Source organism: Gryllotalpicola daejeonensis (assembly GCF_039538145.1).
Taxonomy (GTDB): Bacteria; Actinomycetota; Actinomycetes; order Actinomycetales; family Microbacteriaceae; genus Gryllotalpicola; species Gryllotalpicola daejeonensis.
On record NZ_BAABBV010000002.1, the window covers coordinates 716,279 to 739,071 of the forward strand.

Annotated in this window: 22 protein-coding genes and 1 pseudogene; 10 read left to right on the plus strand and 13 right to left on the minus strand. The window is 68.4% G+C overall.

Going from position 1 to position 22,793, the window contains the following annotated elements:
- The first annotated feature begins 61 nt into the window (after positions 1–61).
- Positions 62–1,252, plus strand: a complete 1,191-nt coding sequence (locus tag ABD736_RS16185) for a thiolase family protein (protein WP_344792915.1) — start codon at positions 62–64, stop codon at positions 1,250–1,252.
- A gap of 5 nt (positions 1,253–1,257) precedes the next feature.
- Here the strand turns inward: ABD736_RS16185 and ABD736_RS16190 are convergent, their stop codons facing one another.
- The gene (locus ABD736_RS16190) at positions 1,258–2,412 is read right to left on the minus strand and encodes a cystathionine gamma-synthase (protein ID WP_344792917.1); all 1,155 of its coding nucleotides are present in this window, start codon (positions 2,410–2,412) and stop codon (positions 1,258–1,260) included.
- 67 nt (positions 2,413–2,479) lie between these two features.
- On the opposite strand from ABD736_RS16190, the gene ABD736_RS16195 reads away from it, so the two are divergent.
- Positions 2,480–3,094, plus strand: a complete 615-nt coding sequence (locus ABD736_RS16195; RefSeq protein WP_344792918.1) for a metal-dependent transcriptional regulator — start codon at positions 2,480–2,482, stop codon at positions 3,092–3,094.
- Here the strand turns inward: ABD736_RS16195 and ABD736_RS16200 are convergent.
- Both ABD736_RS16200 and ABD736_RS16205 read right to left on the minus strand, forming a co-directional pair.
- On the minus strand, positions 3,091–4,356 hold the full coding sequence (locus tag ABD736_RS16200; protein WP_344792919.1) for an Nramp family divalent metal transporter: 1,266 nt from the start codon (positions 4,354–4,356) through the stop codon (positions 3,091–3,093). The genes ABD736_RS16195 and ABD736_RS16200 overlap by 4 nt on opposite strands.
- A gap of 44 nt (positions 4,357–4,400) precedes the next feature.
- Positions 4,401–6,341 (minus strand): ABC transporter ATP-binding protein, encoded by a 1,941-nt coding sequence (locus ABD736_RS16205; RefSeq protein ID WP_344792920.1) that lies wholly within the window; start codon positions 6,339–6,341, stop codon positions 4,401–4,403.
- A gap of 68 nt (positions 6,342–6,409) precedes the next feature.
- Between ABD736_RS16205 and ABD736_RS16210 the strand changes: the two genes are divergently transcribed.
- The 6 genes from ABD736_RS16210 to ABD736_RS16235 all read left to right on the plus strand — a co-directional run bounded on the left by ABD736_RS16210 (position 6,410) and on the right by ABD736_RS16235 (position 12,138).
- Positions 6,410–7,531 carry an acyltransferase family protein gene (locus ABD736_RS16210; protein WP_344792921.1) on the plus strand — a complete coding sequence of 374 codons (1,122 nt, stop codon included), beginning with the start codon at positions 6,410–6,412 and terminating at the stop codon, positions 7,529–7,531.
- Positions 7,532–7,660: 129 nt separating this feature from the next.
- A complete protein-coding gene (locus tag ABD736_RS16215) occupies positions 7,661–8,944 on the plus strand; it encodes an ABC transporter substrate-binding protein (RefSeq protein WP_344792922.1) in 1,284 nt (427 codons plus the stop codon).
- 7 nt (positions 8,945–8,951) lie between these two features.
- Positions 8,952–9,980: a carbohydrate ABC transporter permease gene (locus ABD736_RS16220; RefSeq protein ID WP_344792923.1), complete on the plus strand. Its 1,029-nt coding sequence runs from the start codon at positions 8,952–8,954 to the stop codon at positions 9,978–9,980.
- Positions 9,977–10,891 (plus strand): carbohydrate ABC transporter permease, encoded by a 915-nt coding sequence (locus ABD736_RS16225; RefSeq protein ID WP_425555040.1) that lies wholly within the window; start codon positions 9,977–9,979, stop codon positions 10,889–10,891. Before ABD736_RS16220 ends, ABD736_RS16225 begins: the two co-directional genes overlap by 4 nt.
- A gap of 4 nt (positions 10,892–10,895) precedes the next feature.
- Entirely contained in the window at positions 10,896–11,168 is a 273-nt protein-coding gene (locus ABD736_RS16230) for a hypothetical protein (RefSeq protein WP_344792924.1), read from the plus strand.
- Positions 11,137–12,138, plus strand: coding sequence for a LacI family DNA-binding transcriptional regulator (locus tag ABD736_RS16235; protein ID WP_344792925.1), 1,002 nt, complete (start codon positions 11,137–11,139; stop codon positions 12,136–12,138). Before ABD736_RS16230 ends, ABD736_RS16235 begins: the two co-directional genes overlap by 32 nt.
- Here ABD736_RS16235 and ABD736_RS16240 read toward each other — a convergent pair.
- The 8 genes from ABD736_RS16240 to ABD736_RS16275 form a co-directional block, all read right to left on the minus strand.
- Positions 12,135–13,379: an MFS transporter gene (locus ABD736_RS16240; RefSeq protein WP_344792926.1), complete on the minus strand. Its 1,245-nt coding sequence runs from the start codon at positions 13,377–13,379 to the stop codon at positions 12,135–12,137. The genes ABD736_RS16235 and ABD736_RS16240 overlap by 4 nt on opposite strands.
- Positions 13,380–13,850, minus strand: coding sequence for a MarR family winged helix-turn-helix transcriptional regulator (locus ABD736_RS16245; protein WP_344792927.1), 471 nt, complete (start codon positions 13,848–13,850; stop codon positions 13,380–13,382). It abuts the gene before it with no gap.
- Positions 13,851–13,973: 123 nt separating this feature from the next.
- Complete coding sequence (gene rplL, locus ABD736_RS16250; protein WP_344792928.1) at positions 13,974–14,363, minus strand: 50S ribosomal protein L7/L12; 390 nt, start codon at positions 14,361–14,363, stop codon at positions 13,974–13,976.
- Between the two features lie 90 nt (positions 14,364–14,453).
- Entirely contained in the window at positions 14,454–14,969 is a 516-nt protein-coding gene (gene rplJ, locus ABD736_RS16255; protein ID WP_344792929.1) for a 50S ribosomal protein L10, read from the minus strand.
- 319 nt (positions 14,970–15,288) lie between these two features.
- Entirely contained in the window at positions 15,289–16,146 is an 858-nt protein-coding gene (locus tag ABD736_RS16260; protein WP_344792930.1) for an NAD-dependent epimerase/dehydratase family protein, read from the minus strand.
- A 105-nt stretch (positions 16,147–16,251) separates the two neighbouring features.
- A complete protein-coding gene (locus ABD736_RS16265; RefSeq protein WP_344792931.1) occupies positions 16,252–17,784 on the minus strand; it encodes a sensor histidine kinase in 1,533 nt (510 codons plus the stop codon).
- A 52-nt stretch (positions 17,785–17,836) separates the two neighbouring features.
- Positions 17,837–18,586 (minus strand): response regulator transcription factor, encoded by a 750-nt coding sequence (locus ABD736_RS16270; protein ID WP_344792932.1) that lies wholly within the window; start codon positions 18,584–18,586, stop codon positions 17,837–17,839.
- A gap of 69 nt (positions 18,587–18,655) precedes the next feature.
- Positions 18,656–19,615 (minus strand): L-lactate dehydrogenase, encoded by a 960-nt coding sequence (locus ABD736_RS16275; protein WP_344792933.1) that lies wholly within the window; start codon positions 19,613–19,615, stop codon positions 18,656–18,658.
- 138 nt (positions 19,616–19,753) lie between these two features.
- On the opposite strand from ABD736_RS16275, the gene ABD736_RS16280 reads away from it, so the two are divergent.
- On the plus strand, positions 19,754–20,776 hold the full coding sequence (locus tag ABD736_RS16280) for an MBL fold metallo-hydrolase (RefSeq protein ID WP_344792934.1): 1,023 nt from the start codon (positions 19,754–19,756) through the stop codon (positions 20,774–20,776).
- Between the two features lies 1 nt (position 20,777).
- Here the strand turns inward: ABD736_RS16280 and ABD736_RS16285 are convergent, their stop codons facing one another.
- Complete coding sequence (locus ABD736_RS16285) at positions 20,778–21,200, minus strand: enolase C-terminal domain-like protein (protein ID WP_344792935.1); 423 nt, start codon at positions 21,198–21,200, stop codon at positions 20,778–20,780.
- Between the two features lie 128 nt (positions 21,201–21,328).
- Positions 21,329–21,781 (minus strand): annotated as a pseudogene (locus tag ABD736_RS16290) (hypothetical protein); the annotation flags it as partial.
- Between the two features lie 123 nt (positions 21,782–21,904).
- Here ABD736_RS16290 and ABD736_RS16295 point away from each other — a divergent pair.
- On the plus strand, positions 21,905–22,792 hold the full coding sequence (locus tag ABD736_RS16295) for an HpcH/HpaI aldolase/citrate lyase family protein (protein ID WP_344792936.1): 888 nt from the start codon (positions 21,905–21,907) through the stop codon (positions 22,790–22,792).
- Position 22,793: the final 1 nt, after the last annotated feature.

Sequence of the window (22,793 nt, forward strand, 5' to 3'; positions counted from 1 at the left end):
CTAATTTATGGGCATCCTTGATGGTGACAACGACGTCACTCACGCTCCAAAGGAGATCCGGATGCCGCGCTCAGCCGTCATCGTCGATGCGGTCCGCACGCCCGTCGCTCATGGAAAGCCCACCGGGGCCTATCACGACGTGCACCCCGTGGAACTCGCTGCCGTGGCGCTGCGCGGCCTCGTCGATCGAACAGGAATCGACCCCGTCGCCGTCGACGACGTCATCGGCGGCACCGTCGGCCAGATCGGCGAGCAGTCGAGCAATACGACCCGGTGGGCGACACTCGCGGCGGGCTTCCCCGAAACGGTGCCGGCGACCACCGTCGACCGCCAGTGCGGCAGCAGTCAGCAGGCGATTCACTTCGCGGCGCAGGGCGTCATGGCCGGGCAGTACGACGTGGTGATCGCCTCGGGCGTCGAGTCGATGAGCCGCATTCCCATCGGCAGCCACACCGCCGGGCAGGACTTCGCCGGCCCGTCGGTGAAGGAGCGCTATCGCGAACGCGGCGGACTCATTCCCCAGGGCGTGAGTGCCGAGCTGATCGCCGACAGGTGGAAGCTCAGCCGCACCGAGCTCGACGAATTCGCCCTCGGCAGCCACGCCAAGGCGGCCGCGGCGTGGAGCGACGGCCGGTTCGCCGACCAGCTCGTGCGCGTTCCGGGGATCGGCGACGACGTGCTGCCGCGCGACGAGACGATCCGACCCGGCGGCTCTCTCGAGTCGCTCAGCCAGCTGCGCACGCCGTTCAAGAACGAGCACTGGGCGAGCATCTACCCAGAGCTCGACTTCAAGGTGACGGCCGCCAACTCATCACCGCTGAACGACGGCTCGGCCGCGGTGCTGCTGGCGTCCGAAGAGGCGGCTGCGCGTCTGGGCCTCAGGCCGCGCGCCCGGCTGCACTCCTTCGCCGTCGTCGGCGACGACCCGCTCATGATGCTCACCGGCGTCATCCCCGCCACGCAGAAGGTCCTCGCCCGGGCCGGTCTCTCGCTCGCCGACATCGATGCATTCGAGGTCAACGAGGCGTTCGCGAGCGTCGTGCTCGCGTGGCTCGCCGAGACGGGTGCCGACCCGGCGAAGGTGAATGTCAACGGCGGCGCGATCTCGATCGGGCATCCCCTCGGCGCCAGTGGCGCGCGCCTCGCAACCACGCTGCTCTCGGTTCTCGAGCAGACCGGCGGGCGCTACGGGCTGCAAACGATGTGCGAGGGCGGCGGCACCGCCAACGCGATGATCATCGAGCGACTCTAGGCGGACTACAACCGCTCGAGCGCGGCGAGCAGGTCGGCGACGAGGTCCTCAGCGCTCTCGATTCCGACCGAGAGCCGCACCACGTTCTCGGGAACCGCCAGCGGCGTGCCCCTGAGCGACGCGTGCGACATCACGCTCGGGTAGCCGACGAGCGACTCGACCCCGCCGAGCGATTCGGCGAGTTGGAAGATGCGCGTGGATTCCGAGAAGCGGCGAGCGGATGCCTCACCTCCGGCGAGCGCGACAGAGAGCATCCCCCCGAAGCCGGACATCTGCCGGGCCGCTAGCTCGTGCCCGGGGTGCGAGGCGAGCCCCGGGTAGTAGACCCGCTCGACCTTCGGGTGCTCCTCCAGGGCCTCCGCCACGGTCTGCGCATTGGCCGAGTGCTGCCGCATACGCAGCTCGAGCGTCTTGATGCCCCGGATCGTGAGGAACGCGTCGAACGGCGCGGAGACCGCGCCGACCGCGAACTGCTGGAATCCGATCGACTGCTCGAGCTCGCCGCGGCCGGGCGCGATGACGACGGCGCCGCCGATGAGATCGGAATGGCCGCCGAGGTACTTCGTCGTCGAGTGCACGACGACGTCGGCGCCGAGTGCGATCGGCTGCTGCAGCGCGGGCGACGCGAAGGTGTTGTCGATCACGGCGAGCGCGCCCGCCTCGTGCGCGAGCCGCGCCAGCTGCGGGATATCGCTGATCTTCATCAGCGGGTTGCTCGGCGACTCGATCCACAGCAGGCGGGTGCTCTCCGTCGAAAGCGCCGCGCGCACGGCATCCGCATCGCCCAGCTCGACGGTCGTGAGGCGCACGCCCCATGCCCCGTACACGCTGGTGATCAGCCGGTTCGTGCCGCCGTACGCGTCCGCGCCGAGCACCACGTGATCTCCGGGCCTGAGCGTCGCGCGCAGCACCGCGTCCTCGGCGGCGAGCCCCGAGGCGAACGAGAAGGCGCGCGCGCCGCCCTCGAGCGCGGCCAGTTGCGTCTGCAGCGCGTCCCGGGTGGGGTTGCCGCCGCGGCCGTACTCGTAGCCGTTCCGCAGGTTCCCGATGCCGTCCTGCACGAATGTCGAGGTCAGGTACACCGGCGGGATGATCGCCCCAGTGGTCGGGTCGAACTGCTGGCCGGCGTGGATGGCTCGCGTGGCGAATCCGTCAGTCACCAGGCCGAGCCTAGGGAGCCAGCCCACCGCCGGCCAATGGCTGTGACGCGCTTCGTAAACTTGGCGCATGCCGCTCTCCGAGCTGTCGAGCACCGTCCAGGACTACCTGAAGGTGATCTGGAGCGCCACCGAGTGGGCGCCGGGGCCCGTGACGGTGACCTGGCTCGCGGAGCGCATGAAGGTGCGCAAGGCCACCGCGAGCGACGCCGTGCGGCGACTCGTGGAGGCGGGCCTGCTCGCTCATGAGCCGTATGGCGGCATCGAGCTCACCGATCTCGGCCGCGAGCATGCGCTCGGCATGGTGCGCAGGCACCGGCTGATCGAGACCTTCCTCGTCGACACGCTCGGCTACGACTGGTCCGAGGTGCACGACGAGGCCGAGAATCTCGAGCACGCCGTCTCAGACACGCTCGTGGACCGCATCGACGGGCTGCTCGGCCACCCGACGCGCGACCCACACGGCGACCCGATCCCGACGAGCAGCGGCCTGCCGCATCTGCCCGATGCGGTCGTGCTGACGGATGCTCCCTCCGGAGTCCCGCTCACGGTGGAGCGCATCTCTGACGCCGATCCGACGATGCTGCGCGAGCTCGGGCGCCGCGGCATCCGCCCGGGTGCCACGCTCACGAAGCCGGCCGATCTCACGGCCGAGGAGTCGGCCGCGATCTGGGTGTCGCGCTAACCGGCGATCACCAGGGCGATCAGCACCACGTTCAGCACGACGATCGCCCCCGCCACCGCCGCGGCGACGACGCGCGTGGCCGGCGCATCCACGTCGGCCCCCATCACCGCGCGCGACCCGGTCAGCCTGATCAGCGGGATGATCGCGAACGGGATGCCGACCGACAGCAGCACCTGACTGATCACGAGCGCCCACGTCGGGTCGACGCCCAGCGCCAGCACGATCAGCGCGGGGATGAGAGTGACGACCCGCCGCGCGAGCTGGGGGATGCGCACACGCAGCAGCGCCCCCATCACGACGGCGCCCGCATACGACCCGACGGACGACGAGGCGAAGCCTGAGGCGAGCAGGCCGATCGCGAAGACCACGCCGACGGTCGGCCCGAGTGCGTGCGTGATCGCCGCGTGCGCTCCGGGGATCGTGTCGGTGCCTGAGACACCGCGCAGAGCGTTGGCAGCCAGGACGAGCATCGCGATGTTGACGATGCCCGCGATCACGAGGGCCGAGATGACGTCGACCCGGTTCGCCGCGAGGAGCGCGCGGCGGTGCTTCTGCGACTTGTCGGTGCGGTGCCGGTCGCGCGAGAGGGAAGAGTGCAGGTAGACCGCGTGCGGCATGACGGTCGCGCCCAGCATCGAGGCGGCGAGGACGACGGTGTCACTGCCCTCGAAACGCGGCACGAGCCCGGCGGCGAACCCTGCCCAGTCCATCGGCGAGATCACGGCACCGGCCACGAAGCCGACGGCGATGACCGCGAGCAGTCCCATGATCGCGAACTCGAAGCGGCGCTGGCCCCGGGTCTGCAGCGCGAGCAGCCCGATCGACGCCGCGCCGATGATGACCCCGCCCACGACGAGCGGCAGCCCGAACAGCAGCTGCAGCGCGATCGCGCCGCCGAGCACCTCGGCGAGATCGGTCGCCGCCGAGACGACCTCCGCCTGCGCCCAGAACGCGAGGCGGGCCGGCCGGTTCAGCCGCTCGGCGAGCAGCTCCGGCAGGTTGCGGCCGGTGACGATACCGAGCTTCGCGGAGAGGTACTGCACGAGCATCGCCGCGGCGTTGGCGAGCACGAGCACCCAGAGCAGCAGGAACCCGTAGCGCGCGCCCGCCGTCAGGTTCGCGGCGACGTTGCCGGGGTCGACATAGGCGATCGAGGCGACGAACGCCGGCCCGAGCAGCGCGAGGCGGCGCCACCAACCGCCGCGGCCGTCGAGCGCGGGCCGAACGGATGCCTCGTCCGCGGCATCCGTCTCAATCGCCATTCGTCCTCCCAGAGTTAGCCGAGTCTAACTCTCGGGGTACCCGCCTACACCGCCGCCTGCACCTGCTGCGTGTACAGCCGTGCATAGACGCCGCCGAGCGCCAGCAGCTCGGGGTGCGTGCCGCTCTCGACGAGCCGTCCCCCGTCGATCACGAAGATCACATCGGCGGCCACGATGGTCGAGAGCCGGTGCGCGATGGCGATCGTCGTGCGCCCGCTGGTCGCGGAATCCAGCGCCTGCTGCACCACTCGCTCGGACACGGAGTCGAGCGCGCTCGTCGCCTCGTCGAGGATCAGGACTTCGGGGTCCTTCAGCAGCACACGCGCGATCGCGATGCGCTGCTTCTCGCCGCCGGAGAGCCGATAGCCCCGCTCGCCGACGAGGGTGTCATAGCCGTCGGGAAACGACGAGATCGTCTCGTGGATGTTCGCCGCCCGACACGCGGCCTCCAACTCGGCATCCGTCGCCCTTGGCCGCGCATAGCGCAGGTTCTCGGCGATCGAGGCGTGGAACAGGTAGGTCTCCTGGCTCACGATGCCGATGTGCGACACGAGAGATTCGCCGCGCAGCTCGCGCACGTCGCGTCCCGCGAATCTGACGACGCCGGCGGATGCCTCATAGAAGCGCGGAATCAGATAGGAGATCGTGGTCTTCCCGGCCCCAGACGGTCCGACGAATGCGGCGAACTGGCCGGGCTCGATCGCGAACGACACCCCATCGAGCGTCGCGCGCTCCCCCTCCCGCGCGTCCGGGTAGCGGAACACGACGTCCTCGAATGCGATCCCGATGCCCGGGCGGTGGTCCGATCGCCCCGGAGCAGGCGAAGCCTGCGGAGCGCGCGTCTCGAAGCGATCGGTGCGGCACTCCTCCTCCGCAGTCGTCACGCTCACGGCATCCTCTCGATCCGTGATCGCCGGCTTCAGATCGAGGTACTCGAAGATGCGCGCGAACAGTGCGCCCGACGTCTGCAGATCGAGCGCGACGCGCATGAGCCCAAGAAGCGGGAACAGCAGCCGCGCCTGCACCGTCGTGAACGCCACGATCGTGCCGGCCGTGACATTGTGCGCACCGCCCGTGATCAGCCACCCGGCGATGAGATACACGATCGCGGGAATCGACGACAGGAACACCTGCACCATCGCGAAGAACCACTGGCCGCTCATGGCCTGCCGCACCTGCAGCCCGATCTGCGTCTCGTTCTCGTCGGCGTAGCGCGCGATCTCACTCCTGCGCCGATTGAAGGACTTGGCGAGCAGGATGCCTGAGACCGACAGCGTCTCCTGCGTGATGGCGGTGAGCTCCGAGAGGCTCTCCTGGGTCGCGCCGGCGATCCGCGCCCGCACCTGGCCGACCCGCCGCTGCGCGATGACGAGGAACGGCATCAGCACGAGCGCGACGATGGTGAGCTGCCAGTTGAGCAGCACCATGGCGACGAACGCGGCGATCACCTGCACCGTGTTGCCGAGCACGCTCGAGACCGTGTTCGTCAGCACGCCCGCGACCCCGCCGACGTCGTTCTGCAGCCGCGACTGGATCACGCCGGTTTTCGTGCGCGTGAAGAAGCTCAGCTCCATCGCCTGCAGGTGCGTGAACAGCCGCACCCGCAGGGCGCCCATCACGCGGTTGCCGACGGTGGCCGTCAGCCACGTCTGCCACACCCCGAACACCCCTGAGACGACGAAGAGCACGACCATCGCGATGACGAGCGTGATGAGAACGGGCACATTGATACGACCGGATGCCGGGAAGAGGCCGTCGTCGAACACACGCTGAGTCAGCAGCGGCGGCACGACGCTCAGCGCTGCCGAAAGCAGCACGAGCGCGGCGGTCAGCACCAGCCTGCCGCGATAGGGGCGGAAGAGGTCGCCGATCCGGCGCACCAGATGGTCGACGCGGGGCGTCTGCGCGTTCAGCTTCCGCTGCGCCGCATAGTCGCCGCGCCCGATCCGCCCGCCATGCCCGCGCCCTGCGCCTACCCCGCTCACTGTATGAGGTTAGGCTGACCGCGGGACATCGGCGGCGACACGAGCCGCCGCAGGCGCGGGGGAACGGGATGAGCCACAGCGGCCGCAGGGCGAGAACGGCGCTGCGTGATCACAACGCCAACAACTTCGACCTCCTGCGCCTCATCGCCGCATTGCTCGTGCTGTTCTCGCACTCATTCGCCGCGGTCGGCCAGAACGAGCCCACCGCTTGGCTCGATCCGACCCGCGGCACGTGGGGCCACGTCGGCGTGCTGATCTTCTTCTCGATCAGCGGCTACCTCATCACCTCGAGCTGGGCGCGCAGCCCCCACGCGGTTCCTTACCTCGTCAAGCGGATCTTCCGCATCCTGCCTGCGCTGCTCGCGATGACCATCGTGACAGCGTTCGTCATCGGCCCGCTCGCGACCGATGTCGGGCTGCGCCAGTACTTCACGAGCCCAAAGGTCTGGGCCTATCCGCTCGTCAAGACGCTGATGTTCGTGCCCGGCGACTTCGACCCGCCGGGCGTCTTCGCCGGCCAGCCCTGGCCCGGCATCAACCCGTCACTGTGGACGCTGCCCGTGGAGTTCGCCTGCTACGTGACGCTCATGGTGCTCATGCTCACGCGGCTCCGGTCGTGGTGGGTGTGCCTGGCCGGCGTCGTGGTCGCGGGTGTGCTGAACATCCAGCCGCTGTTCGCCTCGACACCCCTGAATCGCCTCACCGGGAACCCGCTCTTCCACCAGTCGGTCGAGCTCGTCGCGGTGTTCTTCATGGGCGCCTTGCTCTATACGCTGCGCGAGCGCATCCGCCTGGTGGTCGCCGTCGCGGCCGCGCTCGTCGTGGTCGCGATCGTGTGCAGCATCCTCGGCGTCGCCGGCGCCATCACGCCGCTGATCTTCCCCTACTTCGTGCTCACCGCCGCCATCACCGTGCCCCCGATCCCGCTCGGCGGCTTCCGCGGCTGGGACCTGTCCTACGCGGTGTATCTCTACGGATTCCCCCTCCAGCAGCTCATCGTTTTCGTGACGCACACCCGCAACCCGTGGCTCGAGTTCGGCCTCGCGACGGTGGGCAGTTGCGTCGTCGCCGCGTTGAGCTGGCGACTGCTCGAGAAGCCCATGCTCACCCTGGGTCACGTGCTTGCGCGCCGGCCCGCACGCGCCCCGGCCGCGGCCTCGGCGATCGCCGCAGGGGCCGTCGAGGCATAACCGGTTAAGTCGGAAACGCCGACTGCAAGCGCTTGACGCAAGCGCTTGCAGTCGTGCCCGGCCTCGATTAAGTTGCCCTACTAGCCCCTGCACAGGGGCCATGCAATCAAAAGCTCAATGAGGAGTGTCATGAAGGCATCACGCCGACCCCTGCTCGTCGCAGGGTTCGCAGTAATCGCGGCGGGGGCGCTCGCCCTCTCCGGCTGCTCCGGCAACAGCGGCGGCAGCAACGGCCAGAGCTCGGGCGACGACAGCCACGGCCCGATCACGTTCGTCCAGGGCAAGGACAACAACAACCTGATCCGCCCGATCATCGACGAGTGGAACAGCAAGCACCCGAAAGAGAAGGTGACTTTCAAAGAGCAGTCCGACAACGCCGACCAGCAGCACGACGACCTCGTGCAGCACTTCCAGGCGAAGAGCACGGACTACGACGTCGTCGCGGTCGACGTCATCTGGACGGCCGAGTTCGCCGCGAAGGGCTGGCTCGCACCGCTGAAGGGCGACCTCAAGCTCGACACCTCGAAGATGCTGCCGGCGACCGTCAAGGCGGGCACCTACGGCGGCACGCTCTACACCGCACCGTGGGTCACCGACGGCGGCCTGCTCTACTACCGCACCGACCTCATCAAGACGCCGCCCACCACCTGGGACGAGATGATGAAGGACTGCTCCATCGCGAAGGCGCACAACATCGGGTGCTACGCCGGCCAGTACGCCGACTATGAGGGCCTCACCGTGAACGTCGCCGAGGCAATCAACTCCGCCGGCGGCACGATCGTCGGAAAGGACGGCAAGACCCCGACCCTCGACACGCCGGAGGCGAAGAAGGGCCTCGAGGCGATCGTCGACGCCTTCAAGGACGGCAACATCCCCGCCGCGGCACAGACCTACCAGGAGGAGCAGGGCCGCCAGGCGTTCGAAGCCGGGCAGCTGCTGTTCCACCGCAACTGGCCGTACATCTACTCGCTGGCGTCGACCGACGGCAGCTCGAAGGTCAAGGGCAAGTTCGCGGTCGCGCCCCTCCCCGGCGTCGACGGCCCCGGCGCCTCGAGCCTCGGCGGCCACAACATCGCCGTGAGTGCGTACTCGAAGCACAAGGGCACCGCGGTCGACTTCATCAAGTTCATGGAGACCGAAGAGATCCAGCGCCAGGCGGTCACCAAGGCCTCCAACGCTCCGGCTCTCGCCTCGCTGTACGACGACCCCGAGCTGAACAAGCAGCTGCCGTACCTCTCGACGCTCAAGAAGTCGCTCGACACCGCCGTGCCCCGCCCGGTGAGCCCCTTCTACCCCGCGATCACGAAGGCGATCGAAGACGACTCCTTCGCCGCGATCAAGGGCACAACCTCGGTCGATGACGCCCTGAGCGACATGCAGAAGGCCATCAAGACCGCGGGCGCGGGCAGCTAGGCGACCCATGTCCTCCGCGACCATCGGGGCGGCGCGCACTCCGGACGCGCCGCCCCCGGGCTCCAGGCAGGGCAGAAGCGGGCTGCAGCGCGCTCAGCGCCTGCGCACCCGCAATGCGCTGTTCCTCATCCTTCCGACGCTCGTGCTGCTCGCCATCGTGATCGGCTACCCGATCGTCAGCGCGGTCATCACGTCGTTCCAGAAGGACGCCGGCCTCGACCCCGCGACCGGATTCTTCGTCCAGGGCGGCTTCGCAGGCTTCAGCAACTTCGCCCACTGGCTGCTGCAGCGCTGCCCTTCCGGCAACGGCGGGTACGTCGCATGCCCCGCCGGCAACCTCGGCGCCCAGTTCTGGCCGGCGACGTTCACGACGTTCTTCTTCACGGTCACGACCGTCGTGCTCGAGACCGTGATCGGGTTCTGGATGGCGATCATCATGAACCGCGCCTTCACGGGCCGCTCGCTCGTGCGCACCGCGATCCTCGTGCCGTGGGCGATCCCGACGGCGGTCACGGCGAAGCTGTGGTTCTTCATCTTCTCGGCCGCGGGTGTCGTCAACGCCCTCTTCGCGACGAAGATCCTGTGGACGAGCGATGACTGGCCGGCCCGCATCGCGATCATCATCATCGACGTCTGGAAGACCACGCCCTTCATGGCGCTGCTGATCCTCGCGGGTCTGCAGCTCATCCCGGCCGAGGTCTATGAGGCGGCGCGCGTCGACGGGGCATCCACGTGGAAATCCTTCTGGACCATCACGCTGCCGCTCGTGCGCCCCGCGCTGCTCGTGGCCGTGCTGTTCCGCATCCTCGACGCGCTGCGCATGTACGACCTGCCCGCCATCTTCGGCGGCGGCAATGCCACCGCGACCTGGTCGGTGCTGGTCGTGCAGCAGATGAGGCAGGGTCCGAACGCGGCATCCGCCCTCTCGACGATCGTGTTCGTGTTCATCTTCGTGATCGCGTTCATCTTCGTGCGGTTCCTCGGCGCCAACGTCGTGCAGACGACGCAGGCGCAGCAGAAGGGAGAGCTGAAGTGACCACCGCAACCGCACGGGCGGGCACGCGCGTTCGCGCCGACGGCCGGGTCGAACCCGACGTCAACCGCTCGGCCACCGCTCGCCGCCGCTCGCAGAGCGTGCGCACCTGGATCCAGGCCGCCGTCATCGTGGTCTGGTGCCTGCTGCCGTTCTACTGGATGGTCGTGACATCGTTCCGCGACGTGGGCTACACCTTCGACACGACCTTCTGGCCGACGCACGTGACCTTCGACAACTACGTCACGGCGCTGTCGACGAACCTCGGCAACCACCTGGGTCGCGCGCTGCTCAACAGTCTGATCATCGGGGCATCCGTCACGATCATCGCGCTGCTCGTCGGCACCTTCGCGGCCTATGCACTCAGCCGCATCGAGTTCCGCTTCAAGGGGATCGTGCTCGGCGTGATCATGGGGGCCTCGATGTTCCCAGGCGTCGCGCTGCTGACCCCGCTGTTCCAGCTGTTCACGAACATCGGGTGGATGGGCACCTACCAGGCGCTGATCATTCCCGAGATCTCGTTCGTTCTGCCGCTGACCGTCTACACGCTGACCTCGTTCCTGCGCGAGATGCCGTGGGATCTCGAAGAGGCGGCGCGCATCGACGGGTGCACCTCAGCGCAGGCGTTCCGCAAGGTGATCCTGCCGCTGGCCGCCCCCGCGGTGTTCACGACGGCGATCCTGGCGTTCATCTCGTCATGGAACGAATACCTGATCTCGAGTCAGCTCTCGAGCGACAAGACGCAGCCGGTCACGGTCGCGATCGCGTCGTTCACGGGCAGCCTGCCGCACCAGGAGCCGTACACCGCCGTCATGGCGGCCGGCACCATCGTGACCGTCCCGCTCGTGGTCCTCGTGCTGATCTTCCAGCGCCGGATCGTGGCCGGACTCACGGCCGGCGGGGTGAAGGGCTGACCCGATGTTCAACTGGAAGCCGATCGAGGTGCTCGACATGGCACTCGGAGTGATCGGATTCTTCACCGCGGCGTTCCTCGTCGTGACGGGCGTCACCGAGCTGACCGGCGGTCCGGCGCTCGGCTGGGCGCTCGCGCTGCTCGGGCTGGTGATCGTCCTCGCGCTGCTCATCGCACTGCGACGACGGATGCTTGCCGCAGAGGCCCGAGGCGGAGCGCCGGTCTCGACCGCCTGGGGTGGCTCACTTGACGAGTATCGACGACGTCGCCAGGGCTAGCGGAGTATCGACCGCCACGGTCTCGCGCGCGCTGAGGGGACTTCCCAACGTCTCCCCCGCGACGCGCGAGGCCGTGATGGCCACCGCAGAGCAGCTCGGCTATGTTGCGTCGTCGAGCGCGTCCGGCCTCGCGACCGGCCGCACCCTCGCCATGGGCGTCGTCGTGCCGAACGTCAGCAGGTGGTTCTATTCGACCGTGCTCGAGGGCATCGACGCCGAGCTCCGAGCGGTCGGCTACGACACGATCCTGTTCAACCTCGGGCTCAAGGGCGAGGACCGCGAGCGGGTCTTCCATCGCTCGATCCTGCGCAAGCGCACCGACGCGGTGATCGCCCTCTGCCTCGACTTCACGCCCGCCGAGCGCGAGCAGCTGGCCTCGCTCGGACACCCCACGATCGTCGTCGGCGGCCCCGTTCCGGGGCTGCGCCACCTCGGCATCGACGAGCTCGCCGTCGCCCGCGCCGCGACCGAGCATCTGATCGGTCTCGGCCACCGCGACATCGGCCACCTCGCCGGCATCCCCGAACCCGGCCTCAACAAGCGCGTGCCGCAGCGCAGGCGACGCGGCTTCGAGGTGGCGCTGGGCGCCGCCGGCATCGCAGTGCATCCGGAATGGATCGAGCAGAGCGACTTCCAGATCTCGGCAGGCCGCGAGGCGGCCCTGCGCCTGCTCGCCCGCGATCCGCGACCGACGGCGCTGTTCGCGGCTTCTGACGAGATGGCCATCGGCGCCCTATTGGCCGCACGCGAGCTCGGAATCGACGTGCCAGGGAAGCTGTCGATCATCGGCATCGACAACCATGCGCTGGCTGAGACCTTCGGGCTCACGACGATCGCACAGGACGCCTTCGGCCAGGGGCGTCGCGCCGCTCAGCTCATGCTGGCCGAGCTCGCCGGCGAGACGCCGCGTCCGAGCCAGCTGCGCGTGGCCACCACGCTCATCGAGCGCGCGACGACGGCGAGTCCCTAGTCGGCGTCCCCGATCGCGACGGCCTCGCCGACCTCTTCGCGGTCCTCGTGAGCGCCATCTGCACGCCCGAGCTTGCCCCGCCCGAAGACCACGATGAGCGTCGCGACGACGAGCACGATCACGCCGTACCAGAACGGGGCGGCCGAGGTTCCGAAGTGGCTCGCCAGCGTCGAGGCGAGGGGCGGCGCGATGGCGCCGCCGACGAAGCGCACGCCAGAGTACGAGCTCGACGCGACCGGCCGGGGCAGGTCCGTGGCTTCCATCGAGCACTCGGTGAGAACCGTGTTCAGGATGCCGAGGAAAAGACCGCCGACGATCACGAGGATCACGAGCGCGACGACGCTGGTGTGCAGGAGCGCGGCCAGCAGCAGCACGACTGCCAGCAGCGGGATGACCGTCACCAGCACCGTCGTGCGCCGGAAGCGGGACGTCAGCATGGGCGCGCCGAACACCGAGGTGATCGCGACCGCGACGCCCCAGCCGAAGAAGATGTAGCCGAGCTGCATCGCGCTCGAGACCCCGACCTCCTGCAGAGCGAACGGCGTCCACGCGAGCAGCACGAAGAAGCCCATGTTGTAGAACAGCGCGGTCGCGGCCATGATCGCGAGCGCCGGGCGGCCGAGACCGCGGAACGGCGCGGACAGCGGCGTCGGCGCCGGCTTCACCTGCGGCCCGCGCAGCATCGTGATGATTGCGATGAAGCCGACGGCCATGAGGGCGGCGGTGCCGAAGAACGGGCCACGCCATGAGATGCCGCCGAGCAGTCCGCCGACGAGCGGGCCGACCGCCAGGCCGAGGCCCAGCGCCGCTTCATAGAGGATGATCGCGTTCGCCGCGCCACCGGCGGCAGCGCCCACGATCGACGCGAGCGCCGTCGAGATGAACAGCGCGTTGCCGAGGCCCCAGCCGGCGCGGAATCCGATGATCTGGTTCACCGTCTCGCTCGAGCCCGCCAGCGCGGCGAACACGACGACGAGCGCGAGGCCGATCAGCAGCGTCCGCTTGGCGCCGATGCGACTCGACAGCCAGCTCGTGAAGAACATCATCACGCCCGTGATCAGCAGATACGTCGTGAACAGCATCTCGGTCTGCGTCGGCGTCGCCTTGGTCGCGGCCGCGATCGCGGGCAGGATCGGGTCGACGAGCCCGATGCCCATGAACGACACCACGCAGGCGAAGGCGATCGCCCACACGGCGATCGGCTGCTTGAGGATGGAACCGGATGCTTTCTCGTGCGCCATCTAGGACGCCACCTCCTGAATCTGAGCGGGCTCGATGCCCGCGATGTGCGTGTCGACCAGCGAGACAGTGCGGCGCAGTGCATCGAGGTCGCGCGCGCTGAGATCGCCGAAGTAGGGCAGCAGAACGGATGCCAGCTCTGCGCGCCATTCGCGCAGAGCAGTGGTTCCCGCGTCGCTGATGCCGATCTGCGAGGCGCGCGCGTCGGCGGAGTCGGGAAGCCGCTCGACCCAGCCGCGGTCGACGAGCCCGGAGACCAGCTTGGTCATGGTCGGCTGCGCGACCTGGCTCGCGTCGGCCAGAGCCCCGACGCGCAGCGGCCCGCTGCGCTGCAGGACGCCCAGCGTGCGCCAGGTCGCGATCGACTCGTCCGACCCGTTGTCACGCGTGATGCGCCGGATCGCCTGAACGAGCCGCGCGCTCGCCTGCACCAGGTCGGTGAGCGTCTCGCGCACGGCATCCGCATCGGTCATGGTGACTAGTTTACATAGCTTCACTATCTATATCAACAAGGAAAAGGGCGCCGCACCGAAGTGCGACGCCCTTTGTGTCCGGCAGATGCCGGGTAATCGCGGCCGGGCAGTGCCCGGCGCCGACTACTTGAGCGTGACGGTGGCGCCGGCCTCTTCGAGGGCAGCCTTCGCCTTGTCAGCGGTCTCCTTGTTGGCGCCCTCGAGGACGGCCTTCGGAGCACCGTCGACGACGGCCTTCGCCTCACCAAGACCGAGCGAGGTGAGCTCGCGGACGACCTTGATGACCTGGATCTTCTTGTCACCGGCAGCCTCGAGGACGACGTCGAAGGAGTCCTTCTCCTCGGCCTCTTCAGCAGCGGCGGCACCACCGGCAGCGCCGGCAGCAGCAACGGCGACCGGAGCCGCAGCGGTGACCTCGAAGGTCTCCTCGAATGCCTTGACGAAGTCGTTCAGCTCGATGAGCGTGAGCTCCTTGAACGCGTCAAGCAGTTCCTCGGTGGAAAGCTTTGCCATTGTTTCTTCTCCTTGTTGAATGTGTACTCACCGCTTCGCGCGGCTCCTCGCTGGTCGACTCGGCGAAGCCGAATGGAGACCGAGGAGCGTTTACGCAGCGGACTCCTGCTTCTCACGCAGCGCGTCGACGGTGCGAACAGCCTTCGACAGCGGGGCGTTGAACAGATAGGCGGCTCCGAACAGCGAGGCCTTGAAGGCGCCTGCCAGCTTGGCCAGCAGAACCTCACGGCTCTCGAGGTCGGCGAGCTTGCCAACCTCTTCCGCGGTCAGCGGCTTGCCATCGAAATAGCCGCCCTTGACCACGAGGAGAGGGTTTGCCTTGGCAAAGTCGCGCAGACCCTTCGCCACGGCGACGGGGTCACCGTGAACGAACGCGATCGCAGACGGGCCGACGAGCTCGTCGTCGAACGCCGTGATGCCGGCGTTGTTGGCTGCGATCTTGGACAGCGTGTTCTTCACCACGGCGTACGACGCGTCAGTGCTGATGGAGCGGCGCAGTTCGCGCAGCTTCGCAACAGACAGACCGCGGTACTCGGTCAGCAGAACGGCAGTCGAGCTCTGGAAAAGTTCCGTGAGCTCGGCAACCGCGGCTTCCTTGTTCGCCATGGCCACTCCTTATGAATGATTCACCCGAGACGGATGCCTCGGGCCGCCGCCGCCCGCAAGGAGAAGGACAAAGAAAAAAGCTCCGAGCGCAGGGCACGGAGCTTCTCGATCGCTGTGGTTCTTCAACCCAGCATCTTCAGAACGTGAACCTGCGCGGGTCGCCTCTTTCGAGAGCCTTGGTCCGGCAATCCATTTCTGGACACGCCGGAAACCTGCGGTCTTTGGCTTTCGTCAATAGTAACAGACGCTCAGACGTGCTCCGACCCTCCTCGCTCGTTGAGGAGCACGCGGCGCTTGCGGAGCGCGCGTCTCGAAACGTCTACACGTGATTCCGCCAGCTGTGCCTCGGCTCATACCCCAGCAGCCGGCGCGCCTTCTCGATCGAGAGCAGGGTGTCGTTGACGCCGAGTTCGCCGCGTACTTCGACGCCGGGGAAGACCTCGGCGACGAGCTCCGCGTTCGGCCGCGTCATCACAGTGTCGGGCGAGGCGATGACGAAGCGCTCGAACCCGGGGACGGAGTACTGCAGCGCCTTCTCGACGGCCTGCGCGCCGTCGCGGGCGTCGATGTACCCCCACAGATTCCACTTGCGCAGCGAGGCATCCGCATCGAACGAAGGGAACTCGGCGTAATCCTCGACATTCATCACGTTCGAGAACCGCAAGCCGATGATCTTGAGGTCGGGGTACCAGCGCGCGAGCTGCTCGGCCTGCTTCTCTTCGAGGTACTTGTTCAGCGAGTAGATCGACTCGGGGAGCTCGACCTCCTCGTCGAGCGGGATGTAGGGCGGCGGCGTGATGAACGGCAGACCGAGGATCGTCTCGCTCGAGGCGAAGACGATGTTGCGGATTCCGAGCCGCGTCGCGGCATGGAAGACGTTGAACGAGACGAGCGCGTTGTTGTGAAAGGTCTCCGCGTCGCTGACGATGTTCGGCGCGGGGATCGCCGCGAGGTGCACGATCGCCTCGTATGGTGTGGCGCCGTCCGGGTATGCCCCATCACGCACGCCCGAGAGCGCCGACACGACGGCGCCGTAGTCGGTGAGATCAACGCGCAGGAACCCGGGACCGCGCTCCCCCGTGCGGTCGATGTTCGTCACGTCGTGACCTGCGTCGCGCAGATAGTTCAGAACGTTCGTGCCGAGCTTTCCGGAACCACCGGTGAGGGCGATCTTCATTGACTGCTCCGTCTCATCGAATCGATACGACCACCGCCAGCCTATCCGCTGGACGACTCGGCGGTCCCTCGCTGGTCGACTCGGCGAAGCCGAATGGAGACCGAGCTACGCTTCCCGGAGCGGCAGCCGCACGGCGAACACGGTTCGCCCCGGCTCGCTCTCCACCGAGATCGACCCGCCCTGGGCATCCACGACGGCCTTCACGATCGCGAGCCCCAGGCCGGTCGATCCGGTGTTGCGCGAGCGCGAGCTGTCGCCGCGGGCGAACCGCTCGAACAGCACGGGCTGCAGTTCGGGCGGGATCCCGGGACCGTCGTCGGCGACGGTCACCTCGGCGAAGCCGTCGTGGGCACGCATCCCGAGCGTCACCTGCGTCCCTGCGGGCGTGTGGACGCGCGCGTTGGTGAGCAGGTTGGCGAACACCTGGTGCAGTCGCGTGCGGTCGCCGACGACCTCGACCGGCTCGCCCGGCACATCGAGCAGCCACTGGTGATCGGGACCGGCAGCGTGGGCGTCCGAGAGCAGGTCGATGAGCAGCATCGAGAGGTCGACGGGCTCGCGGTCGAGCTCGCGGCCCTCGTCAAGGCGGGCGAGCAGCAGCAGGTCCTCGACCATCGCCGTCATGCGCGTCGCCTCCGACTCGATGCGGCCGATCGAGTGCTGCACGTCGGGCGGGATCACCTCGCCCGAGCGCCGCGTCAGTTCCGAGTAGCCGCGGATGGACGCCAGCGGCGTGCGCAGCTCGTGCGAGGCATCCGAGATGAACTGCCTCACCTTGCGCTCGCTCGCTTCGCGCGCAGAGAGGGCGGATGCCACGTGCCCCAGCATCGCGTTGAAGGCGCTGCCGACGCGGCCGACCTCGGTGCGCGGGTCGGTGTCCTCGTCGGCGACACGCACCCCGAGCGCAACCTCGCCTCGGTCAAGCGGAAGCGTCGACACGGTGGTCGCAGCACCGGCGACGCGGTCGAGCGGCCGCAGTGAGAGCCTGACGATCAGCAGGCCGCTGCCCGCGGCGAAAAGCGAGGCCGCGATCGTCGCGAACAGGATCGTGATCGCGAGGTGCTCAGTAGTCGCCTGTGCTTCGGCGAGCGGAAGACCGATGACGAGGTGCTGGCCGTCAGGCAGATCCTCCGAAGCGACGCGGTATTCGCCGAGGTTGCCACCCAAGTCGACCGACACCGGCGTGCCGTTCTGGGGCAGGGACGTCATCGTGGTGACGAAGTCGGAGTCGGCCACCGCCTTGTGCGCGCCGCCCTCGGCGCCCGTCGGCTGGTAGTAGCTGCTCGCGACCTGGCCGCCGTGGATGAGCGCAGCGAGTGTGCCACCCGGCTGCCCCGTGTACGTCACGATGTCCTGCAGGCCGACAGGCTGCCCGCGCACGTAGCTCGTGACCGCGAGCTGCAGCCCGCGCTGGCTCGCCAGGTGGAGCTGGTCGTCGACACGGTCGATCAGATAGGTGTGCAGCAGCACAACGCTGACGAGGCCGATCGCCACACCGAGAACGGCGATGAGGGCCGCCACGGCCGCGACCAGCTTCGATCGCAGCGTCCACGAGTGGAATGGGTGGCGGAACCAATGGGCGGTTCGAGTCACGGCGGCGCGGATGTCGAACGCGCGACGCGGCGCCCCGGTGCTCATCGGCACCGAGGGTACCGGCCCCGATGCCGACTGTGTCATTTCGAGTCCTGAGTCACTCCGCGGCCTTCACCATGTAGCCGGCGCCGCGGACGGTGTGGATCATGGGCTTGCGGCCCGCATCGATCTTCTTGCGCAGGTACGAGATGTAGAGCTCGACGACGCTCGAGGTGCCGCCGAAGTCATACGACCACACCCTGTCGAGGATCTGCGCCTTCGAGAGCACCCTGCGCGGGTTCCGCATCAGGTAGCGCAGCAGCTCGAACTCGGTCGCGGTCAGGCTGATCGGCTCGCCGCCGCGGGTCACCTCATAGCTGTCCTCGTCGAGCACGAGGTCGCCGACGACGATGCGCGGGTCGCTCGTGTCGGCGATCAGTGCGCGGGAACGGCGTAGCAGGCTGCGCAGCCGAGCGACCAGCTCTTCGAGGCTGAACGGCTTGGTGACGTAGTCATCGCCGCCGGCGGTGAGCCCCGCGATGCGGTCGTCGAGCGAGTCCTTCGCGGTCAGAAACAGCACGGGAGTCTCGTTCCCCGCCTCGCGGATGCGGCGCATGACCTGCAGGCCGTCGATGTCGGGAAGCATGATGTCGAGCACGACGGCGTCCGGCTTGAACTCGCGGGCGACGGTCACTGCCTGGTGGCCGGTCGAGGCGCTCTTCACCTCCCACCCCTCGTAGCGCAATGCCATCTGCAGCAGGTCGGTCAGCGTGTTCTCGTCGTCGACGACGAGCACTCGGATCGGGGACCCATCGGCGTGATGGAGGTGTGCCTGCGCGCTGCGCGAATCGGACAGGTCGATGCTCATTCTGCCGATTATGCGCGCCTGTATTCGAACGGTCTATGCCGAACTTATGACTTCCCTGAGAGGATCCGGCTAGAGCTGCCCGATCTCCTCCAGCACCGCCCGCAGCGCGCTGCCGCTGCGATGGAAGGCGTCGTGCTCGGTCTGATTCATGGGCACGCGCAGCACCCGCTGCACACCGCCGGCACCGATGACGCAGGGGACCGACAGCGCGATCCCGTCGAGGCCCTCGTAGTCGCGCAGCACGGTGCTCACCGGCGTCACCATGTGCTCGTCGCGCAGGATGGCCTCGACGAGCCGAACGCAGGCGAGGCCGATGGCGTAGTTCGTGGCGCCCTTTCCCGCGATGATCGAGTAGGCCGAGAGCACGGCCTGGTTCGCGAGCTCGTCGAGCTTCGCGTCATCGAAGATCTTGGTGCCGCTCTCGTCGGCCCATTCCCGGATGGGCGAGCCGCCGATGGTCGCGTTCGACCACAGCGGGAACGCACTGTCGCCGTGCTCTCCGAGGATCATCGAGTGCACATCTCGAGGAGCGACGCCGGCCGCCTCTGCGACCAGCCAGCGCAACCGCGAAGTATCGAGCGTCGTGCCCGAGCCGATCACCTGCCCGCGTCTGAGGCCTGCGACATCCGCTGCCACCTCCGTGAGCACATCGACCGGATTCGTGACGATCATGTAGATCGCGTCCGGCGACTGCTTCACAAGCCGAGGCATCAGGTCGCGGATGATCTCGGCGTTGGTGTTGACGAGGTCCAGGCGGCTCTGGCCGGGCAGCTGTGCGGCACCCGCCGTAACGACGATGACGTCGGAGGCCGCAAGGAATGAGAGGTCGCCGCCGCCCGTGACCTTGGTGCGATGGGCGAAGGGCGTGCCGTGTGCGAGGTCGAGCACCTGCGCTTCAGCGCGTGCCGGGTTGAGGTCGTAGATCGCGAGTTCGTCCGCCGCACCACGGATGAGCGCCGCGTACGCGAGCGAGGTTCCGACGGCTCCCGCGCCGATGATGCCGAGTTTCGTGGTTCGCAGGTTGGGCATGCGTTCATCATTCCTCCGAGTGGCCGCGCCGTCTACGGATGCCCTGTGCGTCTGTTGCGCTATGCACGCCAAGGCTGGGGAGAACTGCGATGATGGAGCTCACTGACCCGGCCAGAGCCGATCGGGGGAAGGCGGAACATGACGGTTGAGCAGGTTGTCGACACGACGGAGAAGGACGCGGCGCTGAACGGCGGCGTACCGGAGCCGACCGAAATCGCACCGGGGGTCTGGACCCTTCCGACGGAGTTCCCGAGCAAGGGCCAGCCGCTGCGTTACACCCTCACATATGCGCTGGCAGATGCCTCAGGCGGAATCCACCTCATCGACCCCGGCGTCGACACCGATGCCAACTGGCGGCGCCTCGAGCAGTTGCTCGCCCGCCTCGGGCGCGCCGTCGCAGACATCCGCACTGTCATCGTCACCCACCTGCACTTCGACCACCTCGGCATGGGCGCCCGGGTGCGCGCCGCCTCCGGCGCCGACGTCGTGCTTCATCGCCTCGAGCAGGCCGCGATCGACGGTGAATTCGGCGGCGTCGACGCCGAGCGCTTCGATCGCTGGGGCGTGCCCCACGAGCGGCGCGAAGAGCTCGCCCGCGTTACGGAGGAGCGCTTCGCCAAGGCGAAGATCACTGCGGATCGGCTCGTCGAGGGCGGCACGCAGCTCGAGCTCGGCGACCCGGAGGCCGGTGGATTCCGCATCGAGGTGATCTGGACGCCGGGGCACACCTACGGCAGCATCTGCCTGCGCGACGCCGAGCGGAAGCTGATCTTCACGGGCGATCACGTGCTGCCCGTGCTGAACCCGGGCCTGGGCCTCGGCGGCCCGACACCCAGCAATCCCATCAGCGACTACCTCGACGCCCTCGACCGGGTCGGGCGCTTCGATGACCACCAGGTCTGCCCTGGCCACGGCTACCGCTTCTACGGTCTGCGGGCGCGCTGCGAGAAGCTGGGCGCCCACCATGCGCGTCGCACGGCAGAGGTCGCGGGCGTGCTCGATCGGCTCGACAGCCCGTCCGTGTGGGACGTGGCCTCGCACCTGTACTGGAGCCTCGGGTGGGAGAACCTGTCGCACTACCTGCTCGATTCGGCGCTCGCGCAGGTCGAGATGCACATCGACCGTCTCGGCCGCATCGGCGAGACGGAGCGCGCGGCCTAGCTCAGGACCGCAGCGTCTGCACGCTGTCGACCTTCGCGTCATCGAGGCGGATGCCGAAGCCGGGCCGCTGCGGAAGCGCGAACGATCCCCCGACCGGAGCAGGCGGCTCCAGCTCGAAGTGGTGGCGCCCGGGAATGTGGCGCCCGAGATACTCCACCTTCGGCGTCAGTGCCGGCGACTGGCTCGCGACGACGTGCAGCGCTGCGTGAATCCCGTGGCCGTGCGGGATCACCGGCACGCCGAAGACCTCGGCGAGCGCACAGATGCGCAGCAGCTCGGTGACGCCGCCGCACCATTCCGGATCGCACTGCGCGACCGCGAGCACGCTGTCGGCGAGGTAGGGAAGCAGCTCCTGCCGGTCATAGATGTGCTCGCCCGCCGCGATGGGCACGCGCGTGCCGACGGCCCGTCGCCGAAGAACCACTTCTGCCCCGCGAAGCCCTCTGCCCTCGCCGATGACGCGACCGCTCGCACCTCGTCGAGCTCGAGAGAGCTGCCGAGCGTGCTGAGGTAGGCGGGAATCCGCTCCCGCGCGCAGCCTCCGAGCAGCTGCCAGACCGGCGCCTCGAAGACCGTGCCGCGCAGATCCCAGAGCGCGTTGTCGATCGCGCTGAGCGCCATCTTGTAGTGCCCATGCCGGCCATGGCGCTCGAGCCGCTCGAGCAGATCCCAGTGCACGTTGCCTGCGAGCGCGTCCTCACCGACCAGCTCCGGCGCGATCTTCCGGGCGATGAGCCACGCGATCTCGGCTTCGATCGGCCCGTAGAATCCTTCCGCCCCGGCATCCGTGCCGATTCGCAGATAGTGCGACGTCATCTCGCCGCCCGTCCAGGCGGGCGCGGGCGATCGATACGCCGGCCGCCTGCTGTCGTAGAACGACTCGGCGCGCACCTGGCGCTGTCTGTCGCCGGCGGGCGGCTGCGGAGCCGCGCCCCTCACGACGAGGACCTCGACAGCAGAGATACGGATGCTTCGCGGGGCGTCGCGCGCCGGGGTGGACTCCATACCGCCAGTCTCTCCCTCGCGGCCGTCACATCGCCCGCCCAACTGCCAGGGCGTATCGTGCTGAGGTGACCGCGCGATGAGGCAACGCCACCGTCGACGCAACGAACAACCGCAGGGAGACACGTGACCTCGACCGAACAGAGCAACGCCACAGCGCTCGAGCAGCGCCGCGCCACGCGCGAGGCGAACCGCGTCGACGGCGAGAACGCGCGCTCGTGGCAGCTCGTCTCCGCTCTGCGCGATGAGCTCTTCGACCGGGCCATGCTCGGTCGCGCTGACCAGATCGTGCTCGATCTCGAGGACGCCATCGACGAGTCTCTGAAAGACACCGCCCGCGGCAAGGTCGTCGACTGGCTGAGCTCGGGCGGCAGCGCCTGGGTGCGCATCAACGACTGGACCACCGTGGACTGGAGCGACGATCTCGCCGCACTCGCGGGCGTTCCCGGCCTCAAGGGCGTCATGCTCGCCAAGACCGAGGCGGCAGAGCAGGTCACCGACACGTTCCAGCGCCTCGGCGGCAACACGCCCGTGGTCCTCCTGATCGAGTCTGCGCTCGGCATCGAGGACGCCGCGGACATCGCCCGCGCGCGCGGCGCCTACCGGCTCGCGTTCGGGTCCGGCGACTACCGCCGCGACACCGGCGCCTCGAACACGCCGCTCGCCATGGCCTACCCGCGCACCCGGCTGGTGCTCGCCAGCCGCATCGGCGGTCTGCCCGGCCCCATCGACGGCCCCACGGTCGCCAGCACCCACCCTGTCCTGCGCGAGCAGGCCGCCGACGCCGTCGCCCTCGGCATGACCGGCAAGCTCTGCCTCGACCACGAGCAGCCCGCCGTCATCAACGAGTCGATGAGCCCGTCGCCGGCCGACGTCGCCTGGGCGCTCGACTTCCTCGCCGAGTTCGAGGCCGACGGCCGCGTCATCCGCGACGGCTCCGACAAGCCCCGCCTTGCCCGCGCAGAGACCATCAAGCGCCGCGCCGAGCTGTTCAAGATCACGCCCGCGAGCTGAG